Origin of the sequence: Bacillus sp. 1021 (assembly GCF_014534735.1) — a bacterium.
Classification (GTDB): Bacteria; Bacillota; Bacilli; order Bacillales; family Bacillaceae; genus Bacillus; species Bacillus siamensis.
Genome location: NZ_JACVSR010000001.1, coordinates 1,350,177 through 1,365,921, shown reverse-complemented (window position 1 = coordinate 1,365,921; position 15,745 = coordinate 1,350,177). Strand labels below are relative to the sequence as shown.

The 15,745-nt window shown below is 49.3% G+C and carries 5 protein-coding genes; all 5 read left to right on the top strand.

Going from position 1 to position 15,745, the window contains the following annotated elements; genetic code table 11:
• The gene (locus ICW23_RS06640) at positions 1–6,156 is read left to right on the top strand and encodes a type I polyketide synthase (RefSeq protein ID WP_188154192.1); all 6,156 of its coding nucleotides are present in this window, start codon (positions 1–3) and stop codon (positions 6,154–6,156) included.
• Positions 6,153–12,368 carry a beta-ketoacyl synthase N-terminal-like domain-containing protein gene (locus ICW23_RS06635; protein WP_188154191.1) on the top strand — a complete coding sequence of 2,072 codons (6,216 nt, stop codon included), beginning with the start codon at positions 6,153–6,155 and terminating at the stop codon, positions 12,366–12,368. Before ICW23_RS06640 ends, ICW23_RS06635 begins: the two co-directional genes overlap by 4 nt.
• 81 nt (positions 12,369–12,449) lie before the next feature.
• Positions 12,450–13,604 carry a cytochrome P450 gene (locus tag ICW23_RS06630; protein WP_016939194.1) on the top strand — a complete coding sequence of 385 codons (1,155 nt, stop codon included), beginning with the start codon at positions 12,450–12,452 and terminating at the stop codon, positions 13,602–13,604.
• A 56-nt stretch (positions 13,605–13,660) separates the two neighbouring features.
• Complete coding sequence (locus ICW23_RS06625; RefSeq protein WP_188154190.1) at positions 13,661–14,908, top strand: hydroxymethylglutaryl-CoA synthase family protein; 1,248 nt, start codon at positions 13,661–13,663, stop codon at positions 14,906–14,908.
• Between the two features lie 59 nt (positions 14,909–14,967).
• A complete protein-coding gene (locus tag ICW23_RS06620) occupies positions 14,968–15,714 on the top strand; it encodes a polyketide synthase (RefSeq protein WP_188154189.1) in 747 nt (248 codons plus the stop codon).
• Positions 15,715–15,745 lie beyond the last annotated feature (31 nt).

Sequence of the window (15,745 nt, the reverse complement as noted above, 5' to 3'; positions counted from 1 at the left end):
ATGAAAAAAACAGTGAATCTGCGCCTGACGGCAGAACATCCCATTATGAAAAACCATCTTGTTCACGGAGAATCTGTCATGCCCGGTCTGGCCTATATTGATATGCTGTATCAGCTGGCAAAGCAATGCCTTGATCTTTCATTCCGTTCCATCTGTCTGAAACGGGTGACCATTTATCATCCTTTATCAGTGAAACGGTCAGAGCAGCTTGATGTGAGTGTCATATTCAGTAAAGAAAAGGAGTTCTGGACAGCCTCGATTTGCGGGGCGGATTCCGGGACGGTTTTCTTATCAGCAGAGGTGCATGAAGGAGTCTTCTCATCAGATAGACGCCTTGACGCAGGGGAGAAAAAACAACAAGCCGCACTTCCGTCAGTCTCTTTGCATACAGTTTACGAAGCCGCGAGGAGCCGCGGACTGTCGCATGACGGGCTGATGAAGCCGGAGGGAGAGATCTATGCAAATGAAGAGGAATGTTTCCTTGATATTCGGCAGTCTGATTCATGCCGGGAAAATCTCCCCGGCGCTCTCTTTCACCCCGCGCTGATGGACGGTGCCGCCATGGCCTCCGGCGTATTGCAGACAGCTGCAGGCGCCGGTTTGTTTTTACCGATTTATTATGAGTCGTTTATTGCCGCTGAGACCGTTACGGAGCGCTGTTACGCGGTGATTTCGAAAAAATCCGGCACACCTTCAGAAATGGTGAAAATGGATATTGATTTTTACAACCCCAGCGGTGCGCATATTGCTTCACTGCTCGGCCTGACAGCCAAAAAGGTGCGGACAGACCGGCAGCTGATACCAGGCGTTCAGCAGATGGAGGAAACCTTATACCGCATTTTCTCGACACACGCAGGCCGTCCTGTCACAAGAAATGATGCGCACACCGTGTTTTTTGAATTAGGGCTTGAATCGTCCCAGCTTCTGGCCATTATTAAAGACATCGAAGTAGCGTTTGATCTGCGGCTGAATCCGACTCTTTTATTTGAGTGCAGCAGCATATCCGAACTGCTTGAAGACATAAAAACAAAAGGAACAGATGAATCTTCCGGCCTTGTCGCGGATGCAGCACCGGTCTCTGAAACACAATCGGGCAGTCAGACATTTACTTTCTATGAACATGAAGCATTCCTTCAGGATCATCTGGTTTTCGGCAAACCGGCACTGATGGGTGTAGTGTATCCGTGTCTGGTGCTTGAAGCATCCGGAGCGTCTCATTCCGGCACGTATTCCGCCGAGCTGAAAGATATCCGTTTTACGGGCGGGCCCGTCACGCTGGAGCCGGGAGAGGCCGCGCAGATTGACATTTCATTTACGGCAGAAAAGAGTGCCGAACGCTTTACCGCAAGCTGCACTGTCTCCGGTAAAGAAAGCCGGAAGACATGTGCCGAAGGAGAAATAAGCAGATATACAGAGGCACCCATAAAAAAATCATATGACGTTGAACAAATGAAGTCGCATGCACAAAAGGTGGCGCCGGATGTCATTTCCCGTCTGTACGATTCGGTTGCCGACTTCACGATAGGCCCGATGCTGAAAATGGTAACGGCGGGATACAAAATGAGTGAGAGCTCCTTTTTATTGCAGCTGGACTTATCAGGAAAAAAAGAAAAAGGCGATCTCCATCACTTTGCATTTGACCCGCTTATATTGAATTCTTGTTATATGTCGCTCGGTGAAGAAGAGTTGCAGCTGAAAAAGCGGATTCACGTCCCGCTCATGATTGAGAGGCTGACGCTTTACGGACCTGTCATGTCTGATACCGTCTATGTGGTGAATACAATCAAACATAAAAAAGACGGGTTTCTCTCATTTGATGCCGCAGTCCTCAATCATACCGGGGAACAGCTGGCGGAATTGAAAAATGCGTCTGTGAAAGAAGTGCTTCAGCCAAATCGGCTTGAAAATGCGTCTTTTGCCCCGTCCGGGAATCAAAGCCGTCAGAAAACGAAAGGAAACCCGCTGGATATTGCCATTGTCGGAATTTCCGGCAAGTATCCGCAGGCAGATGATATCGACGCGTTTTGGGATAATCTCAAACAAGGAAAGGATTGTATTACCGAGATTCCGAAAGACCGCTGGAAATGGGAACATTACTTTTCCGAGGATCGGACAGCGCCGGGAGCGATCTACAGCAAATGGGGCGGATTCATTGACGGGATCGCCGATTTTGATCCTGAGTTCTTTAAGATTTCCCCACGTGAAGCGGAACACCTTGATCCTCAGGAACGGCTGTTTTTAATGCATGCGTGGATGGCCATGGAGGATGCGGGATATACGAGGACATCACCTGAACTGGGCCGTCAGGTAGGTGTGTATGCCAGTGTCATGTATCAGGAATACCCGCTATTCGCGGCTGAAGCGGGAGTGAAAGGACGGCATATCGGGCTCCCAGGCGGGATTTCATCCATTGCAAATCGTGTCTCCTATTTTTGTGATTTCCAAGGGCCGAGCATTTCGGTCGATACGATGTGTTCGGGTTCGCTGACTTCATTGTACATGGCGTGCCGGGATCTGCGGGATCATCGGATTCGCGCGGCGCTTGCCGGCGGAGTGAATCTCACCGTTCATCCTAACAAGTACTTCATGCTGAGCCAAGGGCAGTTCATCTCATCTAAAGGACACTGCGGGAGTTTCGGCGCCGGGGGTGACGGCTATATTCCGGCAGAAGGGGTCGGGGTGCTGCTTCTTAAACGTTTAGAAGACGCCGTACAAGACGGAGATCGGATTTACGGCGTCATTAAAGGAGCTGCCATTAATCATGGCGGGAGAGCGAGCGGTTACACCGTACCGAACCCCAAGGCGCAAAGCGAAGTCATTTCTCAAGCTTTACAGGAAGCGGGGGTATCCCCGAGCCAGATCAGCTATGTGGAAGCGCACGGAACAGGGACGAAATTAGGCGATCCGATTGAAATCCGGGCTTTAACCGATGCATTCGGTGATGTTCCTGAAACATGTCTCATCGGGTCTGTCAAATCAAATATCGGACATGGGGAATCGGCTGCAGGCATCGCTGCTGTCACAAAAGTGCTGCTGCAGATGAAGCACAAACAAATCGTCCCATCTTTGCATGCAGATATTTTAAATCCGAATATCCAATTTGATGAAGGGCCGTTTTCCGTCTGCCGTGAATTAACAGATTGGAAACGGATTTCAGCAGACGGAGAAGAACAGCCGCTCAGAGCGGGGATCAGCAGCTTTGGTGCGGGCGGTTCTAACGCGCATATCATTATTGAAGAATATGAGGCTCCTGTAAAACAAGCAATCAGCAGCCAAGGGCCGGCTGTCATTCTGCTGTCTGCAAAAAATGGGGAGCGTCTGACAGAATATGCGGAGCGCCTTCTTGCTTTTCTTCAAAAGAAGCATACGGATAAGCCGGACTTATTTGATGTCGCATATACTTTACAAGCGGGGCGGGAAGCGATGGATGAGCGGCTGGCTCTCATTGCGGACTCCCTTAAGGAGCTGGAGGACAAGCTCAGATCGTACTTGGAAAATGAAAACGCACCGCATCTTTACAGGGGGCGGGCGAAGCGAAATCATGAGACAGTGGCTGTGTTTGAATCTGATGAAGATTTGCAGGAAGCCATGGTCAAATGGCTGAAAAAGAGAAAGTACGATCATTTGCTGAAAATGTGGGTGCAGGGAGTCGAGGTGGACTGGAACTTGTTATATTCGGGACAAAAACCCCGGAGAATCAGTCTTCCCGCTTATCCGTTTGCAAAGATCAGATGCTGGATTCAAGATGAAGCCGAGGCGGTTCCAAAAAGGGATGACGGCAAAACGGTGATCCATCCGCTGCTTCATGAAAACACATCCGATCTTTGGGAGCTGAAATTCACCTCTGTTTTTACCGGACGGGAATTCTTTTTCACTGATCACACAGTCAATGGGCAGAAGGTGCTCCCGGGAGCCGCCGTGATCGAAATGGCCAGGGCGGCCGTTGAGCGTGCCGCATACGCTGTGCCGGACGGACGTAAAGGAATGTATTTGAAAGATCTCATATGGATGAGGCCTGTCGTTCACAAGGGGACGGATGTAGAAGTCCATATCAGCCTTATTCTTAAGGAAAATGAAGACATTGAATTTACGATTTACAGCCTATCGGAAAAACCTGGGGGAGAACGGATTTTATACAGTAAAGGCACCGCGGTATCAGGAGAGATAGCAGCGGTTCCGTCAGTTCACTTAGAGGGCTGGCTGTCCGGCTGCAGCCAATCGGTTATGACGTCTGATGAGGTTTATCAGGCTTTCCGGCATGCGGGTATGATATACGGGCCGAGCCATCAAGGAATTGACCAGCTGATGATCGGAGAGAGGGGTGCTGCAGCCCGGCTGTCGCTGCCAGAAACGGCAGACAGTACCGCCGATCAGTTTGTCATCCATCCGAGCCTTCTAGATGCCGCGTTTCAGGCGTCACTGGGTGCCGGTTCAGATACTGCCGGAGACACTCCGATGCTGCCGTTTTCCCTGCGGCAGGCAGAAATATTTCAGCCGACTCAGAAAACGATGTGGGCGCTTGTCCGCAAACAGAGCGATCGGTCAGATAACGGAGCGCTGACGCTGGACATTGATTTATGTGATGAAAACGGCGCTGTTTGTATGAGATTGACAGGTTTCTCCTGCCGGGCTGTCCGGCAGACAAACCAAACCGAAAGCAAACGGCAGGAAGTTCAGACGGCGATGCTTGCCCCTGTTTGGGACAAAACTTTCTTTTCTCTGGAAGAAAATCGAGCGGTTGATCAGGAACAATTGCTGATCATCGGGAAGCCGGGAAATACCATAAAGGCTGCGGCAAAAATGTGGCCCCGCGCCCATCTGGAAGAGACGCCGGATCATTCAAGCGAGCAAACATTACGTGAATTGACAGCCGGGTATCGGGATATCCGCCATTTCTTATGGATTGCGCCGGATCGTTTCGCACCCGCATCCGTCAGTCAGGAAATGCTTGATGAGCAGGAGAATGGGGTGATTCAATGTTTCCGTTTCATCAAAGCGCTGCTGTCACTCGGGTATGGAAACCGAGACATCAGCTTTACGGCGGTCACCCGGCAGACACAGTCCGTGTATCTGGGTGATCTGCCGCAGCCTGAGCATGCAGGCGTACACGGTTTGATCGGTTCATTGGCAAAAGAATATCCGAACTGGGACATCAGGCTGATTGATGCAGAAGAAGGCAGTGATTCGTCTGAGATGAAAAACATCTGGAGCCTTCCTCCAGATCCGGACGGAAATGCTGCCGCGTACCGTAACGGAGCTTGGCACAAGCAAAAAACAGTCCGGGTGCTGACAAGTTCCGCTCCGCGTATGTCGTACAGAGAAGGCGGCGTTTATGCTGTCATTGGCGGAGCGGGCGGCATCGGAGAAGCATGGAGCAAATACATGATCACCCGTTACAAGGCACGGATTATATGGATCGGCAGGCGGCCGAAGGATCAGGAGATTCAGAGCAAAATAGACAGGCTGGCGCTATCAGGCCCCGCCCCGCATTATATACAGGCTGATGCTCAAGATGCCGCAGCGCTTAAAGCGGCCGTCCGTTCCGTAAGAGAGCAATACGGCAATATAACGGGAGTCATCCATTCCGCGATAACGCTTGCCGACAAAAGTATGGCGAATATGGATGAAGCTTCTTTCAGAAACGCTTTTTCAGCTAAGGTGAATACGAGCGTCCGAATGATCGAAGCTTTTAAGGGAGAACCGCTTGATTTTGTGCTGTTTTTCTCATCCGTTAATTCTTTCACAAAAAATGCCGGGCAAAGCAACTATGCGGCAGGATGTACATTTCAAGACGCCTTTGCCCGCCACATCACTTCCTTGCTTGATTGTGAAGTGAAAGTCATGAATTGGGGATATTGGGGAAGTCTGGGCGTTGTATCAGACCCGTCTTACAGAAAACGGATGGAGGCGTCAGGGATCGGTTCTATTGAACCCGATGAAGCAATGGAGGCGCTGGAAGTCTTACTATCAGAACCGTTCAGCCAAGCGGCATTCATCAAAGCTGCTCCGCACGGCTTAGCCGCATTGACGGATCAAGATGCAATATCGGTTGTATCCGGCCCGGAGCCTTCTTTTATGGAAAGCGTCAAGCGGCAAAATCCGGATCGGAATGAACGGCTTGAGACTTTAAAACGAGAAATGGAGTTGCGCATATGAACAGCCTTCTTTGCAAACTGCTATTTTACCAATTACAATCACTCGGTTTTTTCAGCGAGCCTGTCACCACAGCTGCAGCATCCATGCGGAACGCCGGCGTGATCGGCACATACGGCAAATGGCTGGAAGAAAGCCTGAATCTATTAAAAGAAAACGGATATATCGCGTATGACGGATACACGGTCACTCTTCTCACGGATCAGCGCCCGGACGGCCGCACAGTCTGGAATGAGTGGAATGCCCATAAACGCCTGCTTCCAAATGGGGAGCTTGCGCAAGCTGAATTGGCCGAGGCGACGATAAAAGCGATGCCTTCAATTTTAAAAGGGGAACGTCCGGCTACGGATATCGTATTTCCTGATTCATCAATGCGGCTCGTTGAAGGTGTTTATAAGCATAATCCCGTTGCGGATTATTTTAATGAAGTGTTAGCAGATTCCGCGGCCGCTTACCTGAAAGCCTATCTTACAGAACATCCCGATGCCGGCATCAGGCTGATAGAAGTAGGGGCCGGGACGGGCGGAACGAGCGCCATGCTGTTTGCAAAACTGCAACCATTTGCAAAACAGATCGCGGAATATTGTTATACGGACGTTTCTAAAGCTTTTTTAATGCATGCCGAACAGGAATACGGACCTGATGTGCCGTATTTGACAACAGCCTTGTTTAATGCGGAGGAGCCTTGCGAATCACAAAATATCAAAACGGGTGTTTACGATATTGTCATCGCCGCCAATGTGCTTCACGCCACAAAAAATATTGGTTTGACACTGCGCCGTCTGAAAGCGCTCCTGAAATACAACGGGATGATTCTGATAAACGAAATCAGCGATCGTTCTGTTTTTACCCATTTAACCTTCGGGCTGCTTGACGGCTGGTGGTCCTATGAGGATGATGAGCTTCGGATTCCGGGAAGTCCCGGCTTATATCCAAAATCGTGGGAGCGTGTGCTGCATTCGGAAGGATACAGAGCGGTTTGTTTCCCTGCTGAAACAGCTCATGATTTAGGTCAGCAGATTATCGCAGCTGAGAGTGACGGACTCATCCGGATGCAAGGGATCAGAGACGGCAGAAAGCCATACGCCGCCCCGGCCGAAGTTTTCCGAAAGCCCGCACAGCCTGTTTCACGCAGCCGCGCGCCAGAGGAGCATCAAGCTGTTAAGGCTGATGGGGAATCGGTCGCTTCCCATGTCCGCTCTGTCATCAAAACAAGTATTGCCGATGTATTAAAAATGAAAGAAGAGGATATTCAGGAAGAACTGAATTTCTCTGAATACGGCATTGATTCCATTTTAGCCGTCAATGTGATTAACGAGATGAATAAGCGATTGAATCTTACACTGCAGACAACGATTTTATTTGATTACTATCATGTGAAACTGCTGACCGGTTATATCTCGGCAGAATATGAAACCACCATAGCCTCATCTTTGGAGACCGAAAGAGCGAAAATCCGTCCGGCGCTTCAGGAAGAACGGCCTGCTGAAAAACCTTTGCAGCCGGAAAGAAAGGAAAACGGTTATCAGAAACCGAAACAAGAACATATGCCGCCTTCTTTCGCAAAGTCCGATGACTCGGGAATGTTCCGGGTTGTGATTGACCGTCCGGGCGGCATTGAAGATCTGACGATTGCCCGCAGTGAAGTGCCCGAGACAAAAGATGACGAAGTTCAAATAGCCGTCCGCGCCTTTTCTTTAAACTTCGGAGACTTACTTTGTGTCAGAGGGCTGTACCCGACGATGCCGCCTTATCCATTCACTCCCGGATTTGAAGCAAGCGGCGTCGTGATCAAGACAGGGAGGCATGTAACATCCGTCATTCCAGGTGATGAAGTGATTGTCGGCATGGGAGAGGAATTTGGATCACAGGCGAATCTCATCACATGTAAAGAACATCAAGTCTATCATAAACCGGCCCGGCTGACCTTTGAAGAAGCATGCGCTCTTCCCACCGTGGCGGTGACAATGATAGACGCCTTCCGGAAAGCCAGACTTAAAAAAGGCGAAAAAATATTAATTCAGACCGCGACGGGAGGAACGGGGCTGATCGCGGTGCAAATGGCCCGGCATATCGGCGCGGAAATATATGCCACGGCCGGATCACAGAAAAAAATTGAGTATTTGCATTCGCTCGGGATCCGCAATACCATTTGCTATTTAGAAGAAGACTTTGAAACGGAAATCATGCGAATGACCGGCGGCCGCGGGGTGGATGTAGTCATTAATACCCTGGCCGGTGATGCCATGCAAAAAGGAATGAATTGCCTGGCGCCGGGCGGAAGATATATCGAAATTGCCATGACTGCGCTGAAATCCGCTAAGTCAGTCGACTTGTCCGTCCTTCATAACAATCAATCGTTTCACAGCGTGGATTTGCGGAAGCTGTCCCTTCAAAATCCGGAACAGGTCAAGGACTATCAATTGGAACTGCAGCGGCTGGCGGAAGAGGGAGTCATTCAGCCTGTCATCTCAAAAATCTTTTCCTTTGAAGACATAAAAGAAGCGTATCACTGTCTGGATGACCGCGGAAATATCGGGAAAATCGTCATCAGCGTTTCTGAGCCGTATCAAAGGACGTACCGCCCCGAACAAAAGGGTCCGGCCGATACAGTCAAATCAGCAGCTGTGTTACCTGAAAAAGAACCGATCGCGATTATCGGGATGAGCGGGCGGTTTGCTGAATCGGAGAATGTCCATGAGTTTTGGGAAAACTTAGCCGCCGGACGGGATCTGATTAAAAAAGCAGACAGATGGGATCTCTCTGACAGCCAATGCCAGTATGGCAGTTTTATAGAGGACATTGAATGTTTTGACCCCGTTTTCTTTAATATATCGGGACGTGAAGCGACCTATATGGACCCTCAGCAGAGGCTGTTTTTGGAAGAAACATGGAAAGCGCTTGAAGATGCGGGATATGCGGGAGACTCGGTAAGAGGCCGGGAATGCGGCGTGTATGCCGGCTCCTGCGGCGGAGATTACCAGGCCATTTTTAAACAGCAGGGGCCCGCGCAGGCTTTTTGGGGCAATCATAATTCCGTCACTCCGGCAAGGATCGCCTATCACCTTAATTTACAAGGTCCGGCGATCACTGTTGATACAGCATGTTCCAGTTCGCTGACAGCCATTCATTTGGCATGTCAGGGGCTCTGGACGAAAGAAACGGAAATGGCGGTGGCGGGCGGGGTTTTCATTCAATCCACTCCCGCTTTTTATCAGTCGTCAAATAAGGCGAATATGCTGTCACCGACCGGGCGCTGCCATACGTTTGATCAAAGCGCGGACGGCTTCGTGCCGGGTGAAGGCGTGGGAGCCGTGGTGCTGAAACGTCTTAGCGACGCCGTTAGTGACGGAGATCATGTGTACGGCGTCATAAAAGGCTCTGCAATGAATCAGGACGGCACTACAAACGGAATAACCGCTCCAAGCGCGCTTTCTCAAGAACGATTGGAACGGCATGTCTATGATACTTTTCACATTGATCCGGAAACCATTCAAATGGTGGAAGCTCACGGAACGGGCACTGCACTGGGCGACCCGATCGAATTCGGCGCCTTAACGCGCGCTTTCCGCCGCTATACGGATAAAAAAGGATATTGCGCCATCGGCTCTGTGAAAACCAATCTCGGACATGCCGCTGCGGCCGCGGGGATGGCCGGACTGTTTAAAATCCTGCTGTCGCTGAAGCATCGGCAGATTCCGGCTTCCCTGCATTTTCTTCAAGCCAATCAACATATTCAAATTGCGGACAGTCCGTTTTTTGTTAATGAAAAGCTGATACCGTGGGAACGGAATCCGGATGCACCGCGCAGAGCCGCCATCAGTTCATTCGGATTCAGCGGAACAAATGCCCATCTTGTTATTGAAGAGGCGCCGCAAACCGTGCGTCGGTCACCGGCAAAACCGGCCTGCCTCATTCCTTTATCTGCGCGGACGGAGCGTCAGCTGGAAATTCAGGCAGAACGCCTGTTGGATATACTCAGCAAGAACAAAGATAGCGATCTGGGAAATATAAGTTATACGCTCCTCCTCGGCAGAAAGCATCTGCATCACCGGTTTGCCTGTATCGTAAGCAGTGCGGACGAACTGAAGCGGGTATTATCGGAGTGGCTAGTAAAAAGAGAGCTTCCGGGTGTGTTTGTGTCCAATTTGAAGGAGCAGAAGCCGGCAGAAGAAGCCGGAATGAAAACATTCGGAATGGAGTGCATTGAACAGTGCCGCTCGGCGGCTTCGCCCGCACAGTACAGAGAAAGCCTGGCACATATCGCTGATCTTTTTTGCAGAGGATATGATCTTCCTTTTACACGGCTTTTTGACGGAGGGCAATATTATAAAACGCCGCTGCCTGCCTACCCGTTTTTAAAAGAAAGGTATTGGGCGGCTGATGTAAACAGTTCTTTATCAGGTCAAGCCATGAAAAGGTCTGAAACGCAAACCGTTCTCCCGTCTTCGCCACAGCCTGAACATGAAGGGCTGATTTCTCTGAGTCCTTTAACTGAGATCGAAATGACAGCGTTTGAACCGGAGACATTGCAAAAACCGATCGTGTTACAGCCTTTGGATTGTACTGGTTCTGTCCAGCAGCCAGAAAAAGCCGTTTCCGAAGACAATAGAACATTGCTTGAAGAATTGAGGATAAGCCTGGCAGATATTTTATTTTTGTCACCGGAAGATATTGATGCTGATGAGCCTTTCATCGATATGGGGCTTGACTCCATTATCGGGGTTGAATGGATACAAACAGTAAATAAAACGTACCACACTGAGATTACTGCCAATAAGGTGTATGAACACCCGACGCTTGAGGAGCTTGCGGAATATATAGCAGGGCAAATAAAGAAACCCGAGTATGCTGAAGCGGAGGAAACAGCGGTACGTCGGCAAATCCCGGAAGCAGAAACCCTCCTTGCCGGCATCTCTGACGGCACTTTGCGCAAAGAGCTCAAAGAAAGCCTTGCGGACATCCTGTTTCTGAAGCCGGAAGATATTGATGAGCATGAGGCATTCATTGATCTGGGGCTGGATTCTATTATCGGTGTGGAATGGGTTCAGTCCATTAATAAAACCTATCAAGCGTCTATTACGGCAAATCTTGTCTATGAATATCCGACAATCGCGAAATTAGCCGGGTATCTGACCGGTTCTGGCCAAAAAGACACTGAGGAAGTACATGGGGAACATACGAAACAAAACGATATATCAGAAGAGACAGATGATCAAGAGCCGCCCGAGCTGATCTGTCTTAACCCGGGAGGAGAGGGAAGACCGATTTTCTGGTTTCATTCCGCGCTGGGGGCAGTGGAGCTGTACCAGCCTGTTGCCGAACGGACCGGGCGTCCTTTTTACGGAATTCAGGCAAGAGGATGGATGACAGACCGGGAACCGATCCGCGGCATTAAACACATGGCGGAATATTACGTTAAGCTCATACGTACCGTACAGCCCCGGGGTCCTTACGATGTAGGCGGCTATTCATTAGGGGGCATGCTCGCTTATGAAGTCACCCGGCAATTGCAGCTGGCTGGAGAAACTGTTGAGTCAATCGTCATGCTCGACTCCTTTGACTCAGCGGGTGCGCGGGAAATAAACATTCCTGATGAATTATTTGATAAAAATATGATGCTGCAGACGGTGAACATGGCTTTATTTGCACCAATTTATCAACATCCGGAACGCATTTCTGAAACCTTGATTCACCGTGATGAACTAGATGCCGATCTTCATGAAGAGATATTTTTAGAGCAATTAATAGCAAAAGCCAAACAGCGGGGGTTAACGAAGACGGACGCGTTGGTGAAAAATCTGATCAGGCAGAATATAAACGTTCAGGACGCTTACGAAATCACTGATTACGAACTCCTGCCGCTTCCGGATCCGAACGGGGTGACATGCTATTATTTCCGAAATAAAAACGGTATTTTCTTGGGCGAGCTTGATCCGTATTTTACGATCAGGGCCGATATTTTATCAGCTGATTTCGTCAACTACTGGAGCCAGTGGGAAGAGCATATGGCAAATATCGCCATCATGGATGTGGCAGTATCCAACCATATGACGTTATTGGCTGAAGAGAGCGCAGCCGAAACGATTTCTGAATTTTGCGGCGTTTTATATTCGGCAGACGGAATGACAGAACACAGCTTCCTGCAGCTGCAGGAAAAGATCATGAACGTGCATGGTGAGATGCTGAAGCAGCCCGCCAAAACAAGACTGTAAATTCACATATCTGCCCGCCGGGTTTACTTGTAAACTTTGGCGGGCCTTTTCAAATCTTGATCACATCTTGGAGGAATGAAAATGACCAGTTTAACAAAAATCAGACAGCAGCAGCCGTACAAGTGGTACCAAACGATGAGAGAAACCTCTCCCGTTCATTACAATGAAAAGGAAGATTGCTGGGAAATCTTCACCTATGATGAAGTGAAGCGGGTGATTTCTGACTACAGTCATTTTTCTTCCGATCATAAATACTTAAGTGCGGACAAGCAGGAAAAAATGATCCGGCATATTAACAAAGACAGCCTTTTGAAAATGGACCCGCCTGAACACACCGTCTTCAGAAAATTGGTCAATCAGCCGTTCATGCCGAAATCGGTTGAGACTCTTACACCGCGTATAGCCGCTATCGCTGATGACCTGCTTCAGGCCGTCCGTTCAAAAGGCAGGATGGACATTATTGAAGATTACGCATTTCCGCTTCCGATTATCGTGATCGCAGAGCTTTTAGGATTTCCTCCGAAAGACAGGGATATCTTTAAAAGCTGGGTCGACCAAAGCCAGAATGTAAAAGATGAAAAGAAAATGAATGAAGTGCAAAAGCAGATGATCGGATACTTCATGCAGTTTATTTTACAGCGGAGAAAACAGCCGGAAAATGATTTAATCAGCCATTTAATTTCAGCTGATTTAGACGGAGAGCCGCTGTCAGACAAGCAATTAATCGGTTTTTGCGGCTTGTTGATCGTCGCGGGGCACGTAACGACGGAAAATGTGATCGGAAATTCATTTCTCAGTCTCAAGGAGTTTCCGCATATTCTGCCCCGGCTGCTTGAAAATAAGGCGCTTCTCCCTGACTTTATTGAGGAAGTCATCCGCCTCAGACCTTCCATTCAGCGGGTAACCCGCTACACCGCGGTTGAGAGCGAGATTGGCGGAAAAACGATTCCGGCCGGAGAAAAAGTGTATGCGTGGATTGGATCGGCGAACAGAGATGAAAAGAAGTTTGAAAATGCCAATCAAATTGATTTGGGACGAAAGCCGAATCAGCATTTGTCATTCGGTCAGGGCAGCCATTATTGTTTAGGAGCGCCGCTTGCCCGGCTTGAAGCGAAAATCGCGCTTTCCCACTTTTTTGAACAGATGCCCGCATGGCGTTTTACTGAGGATCAAGAACCGAATCTGGTTCCGAGCCCTGTATTTCACGGCGTTGACAGGCTGCTTGTCGAGTTTTGAACGAAAAAATAAAAGAGGCTTCACGGGAAGCCTCTTTACTCTGGGGGCTTGGAGAAATGAATGTAGGAATCGAAGCAATGAACGTGTTTGGCGGAACCGCGTATGTAGACGTCATGGAGCTTGCGGAACATCGGAATCTGGATAAAAAAAGGTTTGAGAACCTGCTGATGAAAGAAAAAGTGGTGGCGCTTCCGTTTGAAGATCCGATTACGTTCGCCGTAAATGCCGCAAAACCGATTATCGACTCTCTGTCAGAAGAGGAACGGAATCAGATTGAAATGGTGATCACCTGTACGGAATCTGGGATTGATTTTGGCAAATCCATCAGTACATACGTCCATGATTATTTGCAGCTGAAGCGGAATTGCCGGTTATTTGAGGTGAAACAGGCTTGCTATTCTTTAACGGCCGGGTTTCAAATGGGCGTGAATTTCATCTTATCGCAAACATCACCGGGAGCGAAAGCGCTCATCATCGGAACGGATATTTCCCGCTTTTTAGTGGCTGAAGGCGGTGACGCGTTGACGGAGGAATGGTCCTATGCCGAACCGAGTGCGGGGGCGGGAGCTGTGGCGCTTTTAGTCAGCAGCACCCCTCATGTCTTTTTGCTTGATCAAGGCGCAAGCGGGTATTACGGGTATGAAGTCATGGATACCTGCCGCCCGATTCCGGATAGTGAAGCGGGGGATGCTGATCTGTCGCTCATGTCTTATTTGGACTGCTGTGAAAAATCATTTCAGGAATACCGAAAGCGTGTGAGCGGGGCGGATTATAAGAGCTCATTTCAATACCTTTCTTTTCACACTCCGTTTGGCGGAATGGTAAAAGGAGCGCATCGGACGATGATGAGAAAATTAGCAAAGGCTAAGCCGCAAGACATTGAAGCAGATTTTCAGCAACGCGTGCTGCCTGGGATTCAATACTGTCAGCGCGTCGGCAACATCATGGGGGCTACCGTATTTTTATCTCTTGCCAGCACGATTGATAACGGCTCTTTTGAAACGCCGAAACGCGTCGGCTGTTTTTCATACGGTTCGGGCTGCTGCTCTGAATTTTACAGCGGTGTCGTTATGCCGCAAAGCCGGACGCGGCAGAATCAATTTCAGATCAGCCGGCATTTGGATGAACGCGTCCGTTTATCGATGGCTGATTATGATCGGCTGCTCCAAGACAGCGGCATCGTAAAATTCGGCACAAGAAATGCCGCGCCCGCAGCAGACATCCCGAATGCGCATCAAGGAAAAACGCGATTGGTGCTGACTGAAATAAAAGAGTTTCACAGAAAGTATGAATGGATGACCTAATATCAGAAACACTCAGAGCCGGAAAGGCTTGAATATTTTTAAAGAAGCGGAGAATAAACATGAATCCAATGATTGATGTACAGGAAACAGAACCGGGCATTGTGCAGGTCACAATGCAGGATACGGCCGGGAAGAACGGGCTGTCAGAAGAGTTTGTAAGAGAGCTGCACCGGGTATTCCAAGACATCAATGCCCATCCGTCCTATAAAACCGTCCTTCTGACGGGTTACGGAAATTATTTCTGCACGGGAGGAACGCAGGAGGGGCTTTTGAGCATTCAGAGCGGAAAGCTCCAATTTACAGATTTAAAGCTTCACAGTCTTTTATTGGATTGCAGGATTCCCGTGATTTCCGTCATGCAGGGGCATGCGATCGGAGCCGGCTTTACGATCGGTCTGAGCTCGGATTTCGTGATTTTAAGCAGAGAGAGTTTTTATTCTTGTAATTATATGAAGTACGGATTTACACCGGGAATGGGCGCGACGTATATTGTGCCTGAAAAACTGGGGATTGTCCTCGGGGAAGAAATGCTGTTTACGGCCGCGAATTTCAGCGGCGCCGCTCTGGAAAAAAGGGGAGTTCCGTTTGAAGTGCTGCCCAAAAAAGACGTCCTTCAAAGAGGCCGCGAATTGGCCCGGCTGCTGGCGGATAAACCGAGAGCCTCACTGGTTGCGCTGAAAACCAATGTGACCGCACGGATCAAAAGAGAGCTGACAAAAGCGGTTGAGGAAGAGGTGAACATGCATGAAGCCACATTCCATCTTCCTGAAGTAAAAGAGAGAATCAGCCGCTTATACGGCAGTTAAACAGAATGAAAAAAGCATGGGAAGCCCCCAT

What these genes read in the sequence shown, in the direction of transcription:
- ICW23_RS06640 (WP_188154192.1), top strand. Translation starts at nt 1, where the DNA reads ATGAAAAAAACAGTGAATCTGCGCCTGACGGCAGAACATCCCATTATG.
- ICW23_RS06635 (WP_188154191.1), top strand. Translation starts at nt 6,153, where the DNA reads ATGAACAGCCTTCTTTGCAAACTGCTATTTTACCAATTACAATCACTC.
- ICW23_RS06630 (WP_016939194.1), top strand. Translation starts at nt 12,450, where the DNA reads ATGACCAGTTTAACAAAAATCAGACAGCAGCAGCCGTACAAGTGGTAC.
- ICW23_RS06625 (WP_188154190.1), top strand. Translation starts at nt 13,661, where the DNA reads ATGAATGTAGGAATCGAAGCAATGAACGTGTTTGGCGGAACCGCGTAT.
- ICW23_RS06620 (WP_188154189.1), top strand. Translation starts at nt 14,968, where the DNA reads ATGAATCCAATGATTGATGTACAGGAAACAGAACCGGGCATTGTGCAG.